This is a genomic window from Lysobacter sp. SCRH-1R, from assembly GCF_057747855.1.
Window position 1 is genome coordinate 1,422,085 of sequence record NZ_CM173227.1, and the last position, 12,625, is coordinate 1,434,709.

The following is a 12,625-nucleotide window of genomic DNA, read 5'->3' on the forward strand; positions in this document are numbered from 1 at the left end:
CGGAGGTTATGCAGCCTGGTCCAGCTGCGGCAACGGGGCGGGATTCGTGCACTCATCGTTGGAAGCCTGACGGCGCGCGGCTTCCTCGGTCAGATAATCCGAGACGGCTTTTTCTGCGAGCGCGTCGATCAGGCGCAGGTATGGGGCGGGGATGGGCTCGGTCACGCGGCTTGCCCCAGTTCGGGCGCCGAGGATTCCGCCTCGAGCATGTCGAAAAGGCCCGGGAGGGCGCGACCCTGCGCCTCGGAAGCGCAATAGGCGGCCATGTCCAGGAAGTAGCTGGGGTTGAGCTCCACGGCTCGGCCGCGGCGCTTCATGCGGAGCGCGCGCGTTGGCACCGTGCCGATGCCGCCGAACGGATCGAACACCTCTTCGCCGGGCATCGTGTACTGCTCGATGCAGCGATCGACGATGTCGAACTGCAGCGGGCACAGGTGCTGCTCGCGCCCCTTGGCCGCCTGCGTCGAATTCAGCGTGCGCATGCGCGTGATGTCGGTCCAGACGTCCGGGTGCCAGGACTGCGGCTGCAGCAGCATGAAGGTCGACGGGAGCCAGCCAGACCGGTCAACGTGCTCGGCAATGCGCACGTCGTGGCGGAAGTCGTAGACCTGCTCCAGGGAGTGCTTCCGGAACAGCTTGAAGATGGCGGCCTGGTCGAGTCCTTCGAGCTCTTCCGGCCGGAGCGGGCGATCGCCGCTGCTGCGCATGAAGCCGTGCGCGTCGAACTGCCAGCGCGGGCGCGTGAACGCCGCCTTGTCCTTCACCACAGGCACGTCGGCGTAGCCGTTGGTCGGATCGCTCGGCGGCTTGCGGAACACCAGCAGGTATTCCGGCAAGCCGGCGCCCATGCGCGAGCCATCCTTGCACTGCTCCGACCAGCCGAGCCGGTAGGTCTGGTTGTTCTCGCGCACCACGTCCGTAACGATGGTCTTGCGCGCCAGCAGCGCGAAGCCGTGCCGGCGGAAGTGCGCCACGCACTCGTCGCTCACCGGCGTGACCGTCTGGAAGCCCAAGCCGTTGATGCCGCCGGGGGTGATCCGGTCCTTCACATGGATCGCGGCTACGCGGCCCGGGCGCAGCACGCGCAGCAGTTCCGGCGTCAGGAAATCCATCTGCTCCCAGAAGTGCGCGTTGTCGTCGGTGTGCCCGAAGTCGTTGTAGCTGGGCGTGTACTCGTACTGGTTGGCGAACGGGATGCTGGTGACGATCAGGTCGACGCTGTTGTCGGCCATCGCGCGCGCTTCCAGCACGCAGTCGTTGTTCACCACCGTGTAGCCGTCGCCCGAGGCCTCGACGCGCTCGACGCCGAGTGATCGCGCCAGCATCTTCGCCGCCGCCGCGTGCGCGAGACCGTACTCGCGGATGATCTGGGTCATCTTCTCCACCATCTCGATGTGCTGCTGCCATTTGCGTTCGAGGCTGCGGCGCACGTCGCGCTCGGCCTCGGTGTAGATCAGATCGATGCGCACCGTCCGCGTCTGCAGGAAGCGGTGCAGGCGGTGAACCGACTGGATCCAATCGGAGAACTTGAACCCGATGCCGAGGTAGATCGCCCAGCTACAATGCCGCTGGAAATTGCAGCCCGAGCCGAGCATCACCGGCTTGCCGGCCAGCTCCTGCGTCTCGCCGTTGGAGAAGGCGATCACCGCGGCCTCGCGCTCGTCGATGTCTTGCGAGCCGTACACCGTGACGACGCCGGCGACGGCATCCTCGATCGCGTGCCGCTCCGCCTCCAGGTCGTGCCAGATGATCCGGTGCGCGTCCGGGGCCTCGGCGCGGATCTCCATCAGTTTCGCGATGCGCGCGGGCAGGCTTTCGCGCTTCACGCGCGCGGCGTCCTGCACGCCGATGGCGGCGACCTGGAAGAGCCGGCCCTGGCCGTCGCGCTCTTCGCCGGCGTTCCGGTGGTCGCCCGCGATCTCGTGCCAGCGCACGTCCAGCGGCGGCAGCTCGTAGCCCTCATCGCTGAAGTCCGGGTCGATGTCGGACGGCCGCTGCACGAACAGCGCCCACGTCGCGACCCACAGCCAGAATTCCTGCTCTTTGTGCGGGTGCAGCGTCAGTTGGTCCGCCTTCTCGCTGTTGCGCTTGAAGAACCGGGTCTTGGCCTGGCCAACTTCCATCACGTCGAGGTACGCCGAATACGCTAGCAGCTCGATGTGATCGTTCGGGCTCGGCACCGCCGTGGCCACGAACCGGTACCGGACGCCGTCGGTCTTCACACCGGCGCCGCGGTCGTCGCCGGCGAACAGGCGCATGAACTCGCGGAACGTCTTGGTGCCGCCGAAGCCGCGCAGCACCGCCGCCTCATCGAGGCTGGCCACGGTGAACACGAGCGGGTCGATCTTTCCCTCGCGCACGCTCTCGTAGTTCGTGAGGTACAGCACCGCCGGGTCCGTCGCCTCGGCCGTCGTGCGGATGAAGCGCACGGCGATGCCCAGCATCGCGGCATCGCGGACGAACTCCTGCCGCACGCCCAGCGGGATCACGATCAGCCCGAGGCCGCCGGTCCTAGCCATGACGATGCGGACGATCTCCAGCTGGATCACGCTCTTGCCGAGACCGAACGCGGCGAAGATCGCCCGGCGCCCGCCAGCGATCGCCCAGCGCACGATCGCGCGCTGGTGCGGCTTCAGGATCGGGTTCACCTCCGCGTCGTCGACCTCGAAACCGGCCGAGCCAGCGACGGCCACCTTCGCGCGCAGGAAGTCCAAGTAGTCGCGGTTGTCCATCAGGCGACCATCCTCAGTTCGGCGACCGGATCGAGGTTCGCTTCGGCGAGCGCGCGCAGCGGCGGCGGGCTAACGCTGTTGCCGACCATGCGCACGGCGGCGCTGGTGCTGATCGGGCGGCCGTCGGCGGTGCGGTCGATTACGTACCCGGCCGGAAACCCCTGCGCGCGGAACAGCTCCGCCGGCTTCAGCATGCGCAGGCGGATATCGACGATCACGTACGGCGTGCCGTGGATGTGGACCGTGACCAGCGCCATGCGGTCGCGCGTGGTGACGGTGTCGAGCGGATCGCGCACGTCGAGCGCGGTTCCGTTGCCGTAGTAGTTCACGAGGAAGGCGGCGACACGTGCGGCGCCGGCCTCCTGCTCGGGCGTCAGCTCGCAGGTCACCAGCGCATGGTGCTCGCCACCGGCGGCGATCGTCGTCAGCGGCTCCCGTGCGTCGGCTCCGGTCATGTTGTTGCGGAGCGTGGCCATGTGCGCCGTGACGACGCGCTGGATGCTTCCCTTCGCGCAGATCGTCGGCGCCGGCCTGCGAAGATCCTGCCCGGCGCCGTCGTAGTAGCCGCTGCAGGCCTGCTCGAGGAACGCGCTGACCACCGCGCAGTCCGCCTTCGCCGTGAACGTGTAGTGCGGCTGGTTTGCGGGGCGCGGCTCAGACTGCCCAGCGCGCCCGCCGACACCAGCGAGGATCGGCGCGACCATCGCGAAGTGCCCGCCCTTCACCTGCGCGCACTGAGTGCGCAGCGGCTCGCCAGCCGACCAGGTGCGCCCGCCGTTGCCGGCGTTCGCGAACTGGGTCAGGAAGAACGGCTCATCCGCCTGCAGCACGTGCTTCACCAGACCCTTCGCGATGCGGCGCAGCGTCGCGTCGGCGAGCGGGCGCGGGCGGTCGAAGATCGATCGCCCGAGGTCGGAGAAGTCGATGCAGTCCGCGGCCGTGACCAGCGGCAACAAATCGGACTGCAAAATATTCCCAGAACTATTCCTGCGGCCGTGGGTAGGCTCGGGCCACATGATGGGCTCGCCGTCGCGGCGCGCGATCAGGAACAGGCGCTCGCGGCTCGTGCCGGCGCCGTAGTCGCTGGCGACCAGCTTGCGCCATTCGACCACGTAACCCAGCGCACGCAGCGCGGTGACGAACTGGCGCCACGTGCGGCCGGCGCGCCGCTTGTCCGGCACCAGCTGCTGGTTCTCCACCGGCACGCGCTCGCCGAGCGCCGCCACGGTGCCGTCCATCTTCAGCACGCGACCGGTCGCCTTGTCGCGCTTCGCGACCAGCGGCCCCCACGTCAGGATCTGCCAGACGTTTTCCAGCGAGACGATGCGCGGCGCCAAGCCGATGCGCCCGAGCTGGCCACACCACTTCAGCACCACCCACGTGAGCGCGCGGATCTTCCGGTTGCGCGGCTGGCCGCCCTTCGCCTGGCTGAAATGCGTGCAGTCCGGCGACGCGTGGAACCAGCCGACCTTCCGGCCGGCGACGTCGACGCGCGGATCCGCGTGCCAGATGTCTTCGCGATGGTGGATCGTCAGCGGGTGGTTCGCCGCGTGCATGCCGATCGCCCACTCGTCGTGGTTGTAGGCCAGCGCCGGATCGATGCCGATGGCTTGCTTCAGCGCCTCGCTGGCACCGCCACCGCCGGCAAAAAGGTCGATGACAATTTCGCCGGGACGCAGTCGCGAGGACTGCGGACGCGGGAAGTTGAAGGCGCGCGAGCCGTCAGCCATTGCGACCGCCTTCCAGTTCCGCCACCAGCGCAGCAAGCCGCTTCACCTCGTCGCGCAGCAGTTCGTTCTCGCGCACCAGTCCTGCCGGATCGGTGTTGCTGACGAGACGCTCCACGAAGAAGCGATAGTTCGGCGGCATGTGCCCGGTCGGCATGCGGAAGTCCCACACCGCGAGCGCCTTCGCCATGTCGTCGGGGTGGATCTGGTACAGGTGCGAATGGCAGCCGAACTCAGGTCCGTGACCTTCCGGCGGCGCGAGCGTGTCCCACCGGCCATCGTTCGAATTCGCGGCGCCATCGTTGAGGTGCCACGCCTGGATGCGGCAGCCCGCCTTGAATGCGGCGTCGAGGTGGGCGTGCGCGTCGGTCTGCAAGTTCATGCGATCTTCCTCGTGTGTTGGTTGCGAGGCCGCCTCGGGCCACGGAATTTCTTTGCGCGCGACCAGGCATCGCCGCGCCAGATGTCGCGCACCAGCTGCTCGGAGACATCGAACTTCGCGGCGTAGAACCGCGCCATCGGCGCGCACTGGTCGGTGCAGGCCTTGATCTCCAGCACGTCGCCCGGCAGGAGCTTCGTCTGCACGCTCGCGCGCGTGGCGTCGGCCATCGTCCCGCACGCAAGGTGATGGGGGTTGATGCAGAGCTTGCTCGTGCACGTGGAGTACACGACCAGGCCGTCGGGGATCGGGCCGAACAGCTGCTCCCACATCCAGCGGTGCGCCGGCACGCTCTTGCCGGCGAACGTCTTGTTCCCGTGCCCGCTGCTGCTGACGGGCCCGAGCCAGATCCAGCAGTCGTCCGGCGTGCGGCCGAGCTTCACGAGCGGTCGCATGGTCTGGCCCGGGTGCGGCATTAGGCGGCCTCCTTCTCAGCGGCGCGCGCGGGCGCCTGCTCGATGGTCTGCACCATCGCCTGGCAGATCCGCGTCAGGTCGGCCGCGTCGTAGAGCTTCGCGGCGCGCTCGGTGCCCACCGGCTTGAAGCCCAGCGCGGCAAGGCCGTCGGCGGTGATGGACAGCGGCGCGATCCATCCGTTGATGTCGCCCAGCTTGATGCGCTTGCCCGCGCGCGCCGGCGGCGGCAGGTCGGACTTCATGACCACCGTGGGAGCATCGCGGAAGACCTGCCGGGTGCGTTCCGCGTGCTGCTGCGCTTCGTGCTCGCGCTGCTCGGCCGCCTGCCGCTCACGCTCCAGGCGATCCCGCTCGCGCTGCTGGTGCTCGCCGACGCGCGCCGCGATCAGGTTGCGCAGGTCATCCGGCGCCTTCGTCGCGCACAGCTGCACGCGATCGGCGAACAGCATCTGCACGTCTTCCGGCTGCTCGGCGAGGATGGCGACGTTCGCGCGCACGCGATCGGCCTGCTGGCTGGCGGCGATCTTCGCGGCGGCGGCGGCCGCGTCGACGGCGTCGCGCATGCTGGTGAGCGACTTCTTGCCCTTGATGGCTACGCCCATGTCGGCCGCCAGCGACGCCGGCACCGCCAGCGCGTGCTGTCCGAGCATCGCGTTTACCGCGGCGTAGTGCTCGCGCACGGCGGCGACGCCGGCCTGCACGATGTCGGCGCGGCGTGCTTCCTTCTCGCGCGCGACCAGCTTGTCCAGCTCCAGGCGGATCCGACGCGTCTCCCCCGATACCTCGTCCATCGTGCGGAACACCGCTTCGATGTCGGCGGTCTGGCTGAGCACAGCATCCTTCGTGGCGGCCAGGCGCTCTTCCACGCCCTTGCACCACTTCACCGTCTGCTCGGCGTTGGCGAAGTCCTCGTCGGTCTGCAGGTCGCGGTTGATGCCGCCCAGCACCGCCAGCGCCTGCGCCTTGAACTCGGCGAGGTTCGACGCGGTGACCATGCCCCTGACCTCGACGCGCAGCGCCGGGAGCGAGTCGGGCGCACGGCCTGCCGGCGCGGGCGCCGCCGCCGGTTCGGGCTGGTACGCGGCGACGTCGGCAGCGAACTGCTCCCAGCCGGCGAGGATCTCGGCGCGCAGCGCGGCGTCATGGTAGTACCAGCAATGCTGTGCCTCGACGAGATGATCGCCGTTCCACTTCGAGGCCATGAACAGCACGCGCTCCGCGCCGGACACCATGCACTGCTGTTCCATCTGCACGCGGTACGCCTTCGGCAGGAACATGCGGACTGCCTCGGCCTCGCTTTCGCCAAGCACCTTTGCGCCTTCGATCTGACCGAAGGCCGTGCGCAGTTCGTCGTTCAGCGACTTGTGCTCGAACGCCGTGTCGCCCATGAGTGTCAGACCGTCGAAGCTGGCGGAATGCGGACTGCTGTCGGCGACGCCGACGCACGGGAACAGCTCCTCGCCGACGAGCTTCTCGGCCAGCGGACGCGCCAGCGCCTCGTAGCGATGGCCGGCGTCGAATCGCGCCTGGGTGGCGTCGTCGATGTCCTCGCCGATGCCGGTGGCGACCTCGCGCACGAGCTGCGCGCGGGTCTTGTAGTTGCTGCAGCCGAGCATTGCCGGCGCTTCGCTCGCGTTGAAGTGCTGCGCGCGGTGCGCGTGCCATTCCGGCGTGCCTTGGATCAGGTTCACGACCTTCATGCCTGGTCTCCCTGATCCTCGCCTTCGTCACCGCTCTCTTCTTCATCGCGCGGCGGGTTTCGGATCTGGTTCAGCTGCTCGGCCGTGAACCGCGCCTTCGTCTGAAGCATCGCGATGAGGTCGTCGGCCGACTTCCGGCCGCTCGCGATGAGCGTCCACCACTTCGGCAGGTTTTCGGAGAAGTCGGTATCGGAATACAGCGGCAGTTCGTCAGGCTGCACCACGGTGGCGACAACGCGCTTCGGCTCGTCTGAGGAAGCCGGCTGGATGTCCATGATCTCTTCGGCGATTGCCATGCCGCGCAGCACGTCGGTGAAGACGTCGCGCAGTGCGAAAGCGCGCGCTCGCATCTGCCGCATGCGCTTGGGGTACTGCGTCCAGGGGCCGGCCTTGCCCAGCAGCCCCGCGGTCTTCGCATCGTCCATGCTGAACTTGCGGATCTCTTCGGATTCGCCGCGGCGCTTCACCTTGCACGTGGCCGTATGCCCGTCGTCCGATTCGGTGACGTATTCGCAGAGCGGCGACGCGCGCACGATCGCGAGGACCGCGTCGCCCCACAAGGCGGGACGGCCATTGATGATCGCGAGGTTCTGCAAGGCCTGCAGCGGCTTCAGGCCGAGCTCGGCGCCCCACTGGATCGCGATCAGGCAGTTCTCCGGTTTGCCCTTGAAATCCTTCGGGACGAGGTCGCTGTTGGCGAGGTAGTCGCAGAACGTCAGCGCCTGCTCGAACGTCTGCGGGCTGAGGTCGAACTGTTGGCGCGGCTGCGCGACAAGCGCGGTCTGCTGGGCGGGAACGGACATCTGGATTGAAACTCCTGCCGGCTACGCCGGCGTGCGGTGGTTGTGGGAATCAGGCCGCAGCCGGCAGCGCCGGCGCGCCTTCGATCCGCGTGTACGGGTAGCGGTCGGCGTGCGGCTTGATGTGCTCGCCGAAGTGGCGACCGATCGACTCGGCGTCGCGCAGCGCTTCGAACTCGGCGGCGCTGACGTTCTGGTAGTGGTAGAGGCTCGTCGGCTGGCCCTTCCAGCTCTTGAACCGGATCGCGAGGGTGTTGCTCTCGGCGTCGTGGCCGATGCTGTGGATCTGGGAGGACTGCACGTCCTGCATGGGGATGGTGCGCACGGCGTTCTCTCGGGATGGGGGATGAGTCCCGGTTGCCTCCGGGGCTGCTCGTGCCGATTCACCGGCGTTGGCAGCGGCTTCTCCTCGCTGGGGTGTCACGGTTGCCGGCTTTAGGGGGCCTGGCCGGCGCAGGTATTCGGTTAGGCAGCCTTCGACTTCCGGCCGCCGCCACGCGCGCGCGAGTTGCCGCGCAGCGCCTTGCCCACGTCCTTGCGGCCGACCTTCCGGTCGTGGCGATTGAGCTTCATCGAGGTCTGCGTCGGCTTGACCTTCGGCTTCGCATCGCCGCCTTCCAGCGGCAGTTCCGCGTCGTGCTCGAGCTTCACCTTGAGCACGCTGTTGAGCTGCTCGGCCAGGTTCTCGACGAAGCCGGACGGCGGCTGCTGGATCGTGATCTGCATCGAGCCGTCGAAGCGGCCGGCGTTGCGCGGCACCAGTTCGATCTTCCCGACCTTGTGCGCGCGCAGGCGGCGGAACCCGCCGAGGGTGACGGCGTGCTTGTCCTCCCAGCTGGCGTTCGACGTCAGGCTGCGCAGGCCGAGGAAGCGCGCGGTCTCTTCGGCGTCCTCGGCGGTGCTGCGGAAGAGCGCGCGCTTCAGCGTCTCCGGATCTTCGACGCCCAGCGCGGCGGCGGCGGTGCCCAGCGGCAGGCCTTCGAACGCCAGCTTGATGTCGATGCTGACCTGAGAGTCGTCGCTGGAACCCTTGCGGATGTTGAGGTGCTTGATTTCGGCCTTGCCGTCGAACTCGAAAGGCATGTCGGTTTCCTTACGGGAGGGGAACGCCGGCGACGGCCGGCTGGGGGGAGGGCACGGTCGCGCGAACGGCCACGCCGATGAGTAGGAACAGGACGACGAATGCAGCGAGGAGGTAGCGCCAGGCGCGGCGTTCGGCGAGCCGTGCGCGCACGCGCTGGTGCGGCGTCGCTTCGTGCGAGCGCGTCGCATCGCAGACGTCCATCGATTCGAGGAGCGCGTCGACGATCGCGCGATGGGTGCGCCGCTTCACTGGTCGGCCCTCCCGTCAGCGCGCTCTGCCCAGGCGCACGCATGCGCGCCTTCGATCACGAGCAGCACGACGATCACGACACCGAAGACCACGTCGATCGCGTTCATCCGGCAGTCCTCGAATGGCGGGCGGCCATTGCGCGGATGGCAAGGTCCGTGGTTTCGTCGGCGCGCGCGACGAGCTCCGCCGGCGACGGCATGCCGTTCGAACCTGCGGCGATGTAGCCGGCGAGGACGCGGATGAAGACCTGGTCGCCGCGCGTGAGCCCGCGGTGGTGCGCGAACGCGTGGTGGTAAGACTCCGTCACCGTCGAGTGCGGGAACGCCGGTTCGTTCGCGAACAGCGCGAGGTCGATCGGGCCGGACGGCATGTTCGCGTTCATGCGAACACCGGCTCGGCTGTCCGGCGCAGACGCGACAGGAAAGAGGCGCGCACGTTCGCGCCGCTATGGCCCCGCTCGACCATTTCCTTCGCTTGCTGGCCCATGGCGCGTGCCGCTTCCGGCTTCACGCCGTAGCGAGACGCCATCATTGCGACGGCGATGCCGGTGCCGGCTGCGCGGCCCGGCGTCGTGCGGTGGAGATAGACGACATTCGACATGGTCAGAGCTCCTGGCCAGCGTGGCCGTACAGGTACTGGATGGGATCCGCCTCGCGCGCCGCAGGCTTGGCCTGGGTCTGGTGGGAGGGAAGGGTTTCGCCGGCGCGCTGTTCGTCGTCGGCGAGGCCCATGCGCGCCATGTCGGCGGCGAGGCGGGAGAAAATCGGGTTCGTGTTCACGCGGCCGCCTTCGAGCGCAAGCGCTCGATTTCGTCGCGGGCATTCGCGAGTTCGATTGCGAGATGGCGGTTCGCAACGACGAGCGTGCGCACCCCCTCCTGCACACGTTCGAGGTCGGCCCGCGATTCCGGCGACACCCACGGCATCACGCCGGCGAGTCGCTGGACGAGGGTCAATTCCAGCGAAGGCGTCAGCAGCAGCGCGCCTGCGGTTTGCTCAGCCGTGTTCATGCGCCACCGCCCAGGACGCGATCGAGCGTCTCTTCGGATTTGCGGAGAGTGCGCAGGGCTTGGTCCGCCTCGTACCGCATGCCTGCGTTCTGGCTGCGGTAGGTGCGCAGGTGGGCGAGCTTCCGCTTCGCCGACGCCCTGTTGCGGTACGCGCGGCGCGCTTCGGCGAGCAGCTGGTCGGCTGTGGGCTGCTGGAGGGGGAGGGCGACGACGGCGCTCACGCGACCTTCCTTTCGACACGTGCGCCGCGGAGGCGGGCGAAGTCGGTGTCGGTGCGGCAGGTGTGCAGCGAGCAGCAGGCGGCGATCAAGCCGGAACTCGCACGGCGAAGTTCGGCCGCGCAGTCGTGCAGCCCAGCGGCAGCCGCGGCAAGCACGAGGCTCGCTACGCGGTCGTCGGCTTCCCGCATCTCCTCAAGGAGTCGCTCGGCCACTTCGCCGAGGGCGAAGGCCGGGTGTGCAGCGAACAGCGCGTCGGCTGCTACCGCTGCTTCGCGCTCCGCACGCCACTGCGCAAGGTCGGCGTCGGCCAGGCGGTTCGCCTCAGCGATGTCCTTCCCGCGCGCGTTGCGGTGGATGCCGTACCGGACCGCGCGGTACTGCTCGGCGGTCGTCGGCTCGAAGTTGATCTGGTTCATGCCCGTCCGTCCGTTTGGGACTGCCCCGAAGGGCGACGGGCGAACTATGGCATCCCATAATTCCGGTTGTCAATGGGATTCCATAGATCCGCCCATCGGGCGTCTAGAACCCCTGATCGGTCCGGCGAGCGATCAGTCGCGCGGCGGCCCTGGGTAGCAGCCTGGGCCCTGTTCGTCAGCCAAGTAGTAGCGAGCACCATCCGGGCATAGGAAGTAGGTAGATGCCGGCTTCGTTGCGCCGGCGCCAGCTGACGTGGTGCCGTCAGGTTGATGCTGTTGATCGATCGAAGACTGCGCAACCTCGCACGTGACGCGGCGTCCGGCTGTTGCTAGTGACGCATGGAACAGACCCTCACCGTCTCGCGCAAGTTTGACTAGGGAATCCGTTGATGGATTGGGCTGGAACGATGGTGCTATTTCATACTTGCCTTCGCCCAGCGCCCTTTTGTAGGCGGTCGCAACTATGCCTATGCGTGGTGGGTACGTCTCCAGGATCGAGTCTGTGGCGAGCCTGATTCGCATGCCGCTGAGGCGTTGAACAGCAGACGCGGCCTCCGTCCACATCGCATCGCATTGCGCATCGCAGTAGCAAGTCGACTGCTGGGCGATGGCCAATGTCGGGGCGGTCGCCGACAACGCGAGCGCCGCAGCCACGATTTCCCTTCTCATGATCTGCTCCTAGGCAAACTGTGAGTGCACAAGGCCTGCGTCTTCAAATGTGATTCCCTCGCGCAAGCACTCTGACGCGCGCTCCATATCCCTGTGCAACTGCAACAGTTGCTCGTCACCGAGCTGATCGATGGATCCAATGCCAAAGCACGCCTGATCGATGATCACTTGGATGGGTTCGCCCCAACGCCGACGAATGTGCCCGATCATCCTTACGTGTGACTCTCTGGTCACCACATCCAGCATGACGTTCCGTCGAGCCGGCTCATGCTGGACTATGCGTAGCTGAGGCTTAGGTGCTGGCGCCTGCTTTTCGAGCTTGGATTCGATCAGGGCCACCAGCTTGCTGATCCGTTCCCCCCTGTCCCCTCGCACTTCGCTTTTCCTCCCGGATTGCAACTAGGTCAGCAATCACCGCCCCGGCCTCGATGCGATCTGCCTGCTCATCCACCTCGAGCATTGCTTCGTAGGCTTGGCAGAACATTTCGGCATCGATCGGATCCTCTAGGTCGATACTGGCGTGCTTATTGCGACGTCGCATCACCCGGAGAAGGGCGGTAATCGTGTCAGAGACCATATCGGGGTCGAATCGCCCGGAATGAGACTGGGCCTGTCGTGACGGTGCTCCGCCCGTCATTGGGCCCTTTCCACTGGCGAGCCAAAGCGCGTTGACCCCGGTGGCGGCAGCGATCGCAGGGATCCACGACGAGCTTTGCTGGTCCCCATTCTCGAGGCCGGCAAGGGTCGGGTAGGGCACGCCAGACTCTTTTGCCAACTGGGGCCTGGACCAGCCCTTGGCTTCGCGCGCTCTGAGTATTCGCTGCCCAACAGTCATTGGCGGAGTCTTACGGAATTCCGTTATGGCATGCCGTTGACGCGGCCCTATGGGATGCCATAGATTGGCGGGCATGAAGACGACCTGGGCCGGAAGAATCAAGGAGCTCGAATCCTGGGGGTGGTCGTTGACCGCCATCGGGGGCGCCATCGGGCTATCCCCGCAAGGGGTCAGCGATATCAAGCAGGGGCGAACCAAATCCCCAACGGGTGATTCGGCGGTGCTTCTCCACGCATTGCATGCAGCACGCACTGAACCGCCGAAGAAGGTCCCGCCGCCGGCAAATGACGACGACGCCACGCAGCGGGCCGCCTGATGGACGTCTACA

At 67.4% G+C, this 12,625-nt stretch carries 18 protein-coding genes; 1 reads left to right on the forward strand and 17 read right to left on the reverse strand.

From position 1 onward, the window contains the following. Positions 1–6: 6 nt before the first annotated feature. From AC3ANK_RS06460 to AC3ANK_RS06540, 17 genes are all read right to left on the reverse strand, one after another. Positions 7–165, reverse strand: a complete 159-nt coding sequence (locus AC3ANK_RS06460; protein ID WP_484172446.1) for a hypothetical protein — start codon at positions 163–165, stop codon at positions 7–9. Continuing rightward, positions 162–2,732 carry a DNA methyltransferase gene (locus AC3ANK_RS06465; protein WP_484172447.1) on the reverse strand — a complete coding sequence of 857 codons (2,571 nt, stop codon included), beginning with the start codon at positions 2,730–2,732 and terminating at the stop codon, positions 162–164. Before AC3ANK_RS06465 ends, AC3ANK_RS06460 begins: the two co-directional genes overlap by 4 nt. Further along, the gene (locus AC3ANK_RS06470; protein WP_484172448.1) at positions 2,732–4,462 is read right to left on the reverse strand and encodes a DNA cytosine methyltransferase; all 1,731 of its coding nucleotides are present in this window, start codon (positions 4,460–4,462) and stop codon (positions 2,732–2,734) included. Before AC3ANK_RS06470 ends, AC3ANK_RS06465 begins: the two co-directional genes overlap by 1 nt. After that, positions 4,455–4,841, reverse strand: coding sequence for a hypothetical protein (locus tag AC3ANK_RS06475; protein ID WP_484172449.1), 387 nt, complete (start codon positions 4,839–4,841; stop codon positions 4,455–4,457). The genes AC3ANK_RS06470 and AC3ANK_RS06475 overlap by 8 nt, the downstream gene beginning before the upstream one ends. Further along, positions 4,838–5,314, reverse strand: coding sequence for an HNH endonuclease signature motif containing protein (locus AC3ANK_RS06480; RefSeq protein WP_484172450.1), 477 nt, complete (start codon positions 5,312–5,314; stop codon positions 4,838–4,840). Before AC3ANK_RS06480 ends, AC3ANK_RS06475 begins: the two co-directional genes overlap by 4 nt. After that, positions 5,314–7,014, reverse strand: coding sequence for a YqaJ viral recombinase family protein (locus tag AC3ANK_RS06485; protein WP_484172451.1), 1,701 nt, complete (start codon positions 7,012–7,014; stop codon positions 5,314–5,316). The genes AC3ANK_RS06480 and AC3ANK_RS06485 overlap by 1 nt, the downstream gene beginning before the upstream one ends. Continuing rightward, complete coding sequence (locus AC3ANK_RS06490) at positions 7,011–7,817, reverse strand: recombinase RecT (RefSeq protein ID WP_484172452.1); 807 nt, start codon at positions 7,815–7,817, stop codon at positions 7,011–7,013. Before AC3ANK_RS06490 ends, AC3ANK_RS06485 begins: the two co-directional genes overlap by 4 nt. A gap of 49 nt (positions 7,818–7,866) precedes the next feature. After that, positions 7,867–8,139: a KTSC domain-containing protein gene (locus AC3ANK_RS06495; protein ID WP_484172453.1), complete on the reverse strand. Its 273-nt coding sequence runs from the start codon at positions 8,137–8,139 to the stop codon at positions 7,867–7,869. Between the two features lie 140 nt (positions 8,140–8,279). Continuing rightward, positions 8,280–8,897 carry a hypothetical protein gene (locus tag AC3ANK_RS06500; RefSeq protein ID WP_484172454.1) on the reverse strand — a complete coding sequence of 206 codons (618 nt, stop codon included), beginning with the start codon at positions 8,895–8,897 and terminating at the stop codon, positions 8,280–8,282. A gap of 10 nt (positions 8,898–8,907) precedes the next feature. Beyond that, positions 8,908–9,147 carry a hypothetical protein gene (locus AC3ANK_RS06505; RefSeq protein ID WP_484172455.1) on the reverse strand — a complete coding sequence of 80 codons (240 nt, stop codon included), beginning with the start codon at positions 9,145–9,147 and terminating at the stop codon, positions 8,908–8,910. A 103-nt stretch (positions 9,148–9,250) separates the two neighbouring features. Beyond that, positions 9,251–9,529, reverse strand: a complete 279-nt coding sequence (locus AC3ANK_RS06510; RefSeq protein WP_484172456.1) for a hypothetical protein — start codon at positions 9,527–9,529, stop codon at positions 9,251–9,253. After that, positions 9,526–9,747 carry a hypothetical protein gene (locus AC3ANK_RS06515; RefSeq protein ID WP_484172457.1) on the reverse strand — a complete coding sequence of 74 codons (222 nt, stop codon included), beginning with the start codon at positions 9,745–9,747 and terminating at the stop codon, positions 9,526–9,528. The genes AC3ANK_RS06510 and AC3ANK_RS06515 overlap by 4 nt, the downstream gene beginning before the upstream one ends. Before the next feature lie 2 nt (positions 9,748–9,749). After that, positions 9,750–9,926: a hypothetical protein gene (locus AC3ANK_RS06520; protein WP_484172458.1), complete on the reverse strand. Its 177-nt coding sequence runs from the start codon at positions 9,924–9,926 to the stop codon at positions 9,750–9,752. After that, positions 9,923–10,156 (reverse strand): hypothetical protein, encoded by a 234-nt coding sequence (locus AC3ANK_RS06525; RefSeq protein ID WP_484172459.1) that lies wholly within the window; start codon positions 10,154–10,156, stop codon positions 9,923–9,925. The genes AC3ANK_RS06520 and AC3ANK_RS06525 overlap by 4 nt, the downstream gene beginning before the upstream one ends. Then, on the reverse strand, positions 10,153–10,377 hold the full coding sequence (locus AC3ANK_RS06530) for a hypothetical protein (protein WP_484172460.1): 225 nt from the start codon (positions 10,375–10,377) through the stop codon (positions 10,153–10,155). Before AC3ANK_RS06530 ends, AC3ANK_RS06525 begins: the two co-directional genes overlap by 4 nt. Next, positions 10,374–10,793 carry a hypothetical protein gene (locus tag AC3ANK_RS06535; protein WP_484172461.1) on the reverse strand — a complete coding sequence of 140 codons (420 nt, stop codon included), beginning with the start codon at positions 10,791–10,793 and terminating at the stop codon, positions 10,374–10,376. The genes AC3ANK_RS06530 and AC3ANK_RS06535 overlap by 4 nt, the downstream gene beginning before the upstream one ends. 961 nt (positions 10,794–11,754) lie before the next feature. Then, positions 11,755–12,219 (reverse strand): hypothetical protein, encoded by a 465-nt coding sequence (locus AC3ANK_RS06540; RefSeq protein ID WP_484172462.1) that lies wholly within the window; start codon positions 12,217–12,219, stop codon positions 11,755–11,757. 151 nt (positions 12,220–12,370) lie between these two features. Here AC3ANK_RS06540 and AC3ANK_RS06545 point away from each other — a divergent pair, with 151 nt between their 5' ends. Further along, the gene (locus tag AC3ANK_RS06545) at positions 12,371–12,613 is read left to right on the forward strand and encodes a helix-turn-helix domain-containing protein (protein WP_484172463.1); all 243 of its coding nucleotides are present in this window, start codon (positions 12,371–12,373) and stop codon (positions 12,611–12,613) included. The last annotated feature ends 12 nt before the right edge of the window (positions 12,614–12,625 follow it).

Coding starts and splice junctions, on each gene's coding strand:
- AC3ANK_RS06475 (WP_484172449.1), bottom strand. CDS start 4,841: ATGAACTTGCAGACCGACGCGCACGCCCACCTCGACGCCGCATTCAAG.
- AC3ANK_RS06515 (WP_484172457.1), bottom strand. CDS start 9,747: ATGTCGAATGTCGTCTATCTCCACCGCACGACGCCGGGCCGCGCAGCC.
- AC3ANK_RS06525 (WP_484172459.1), bottom strand. CDS start 10,156: ATGAACACGGCTGAGCAAACCGCAGGCGCGCTGCTGCTGACGCCTTCG.
- AC3ANK_RS06510 (WP_484172456.1), bottom strand. CDS start 9,529: ATGAACGCGAACATGCCGTCCGGCCCGATCGACCTCGCGCTGTTCGCG.
- AC3ANK_RS06470 (WP_484172448.1), bottom strand. CDS start 4,462: ATGGCTGACGGCTCGCGCGCCTTCAACTTCCCGCGTCCGCAGTCCTCG.
- AC3ANK_RS06480 (WP_484172450.1), bottom strand. CDS start 5,314: ATGCCGCACCCGGGCCAGACCATGCGACCGCTCGTGAAGCTCGGCCGC.
- AC3ANK_RS06490 (WP_484172452.1), bottom strand. CDS start 7,817: ATGTCCGTTCCCGCCCAGCAGACCGCGCTTGTCGCGCAGCCGCGCCAA.
- AC3ANK_RS06465 (WP_484172447.1), bottom strand. CDS start 2,732: ATGGACAACCGCGACTACTTGGACTTCCTGCGCGCGAAGGTGGCCGTC.
- AC3ANK_RS06545 (WP_484172463.1), top strand. CDS start 12,371: ATGAAGACGACCTGGGCCGGAAGAATCAAGGAGCTCGAATCCTGGGGG.
- AC3ANK_RS06535 (WP_484172461.1), bottom strand. CDS start 10,793: ATGAACCAGATCAACTTCGAGCCGACGACCGCCGAGCAGTACCGCGCG.
- AC3ANK_RS06485 (WP_484172451.1), bottom strand. CDS start 7,014: ATGAAGGTCGTGAACCTGATCCAAGGCACGCCGGAATGGCACGCGCAC.
- AC3ANK_RS06500 (WP_484172454.1), bottom strand. CDS start 8,897: ATGCCTTTCGAGTTCGACGGCAAGGCCGAAATCAAGCACCTCAACATC.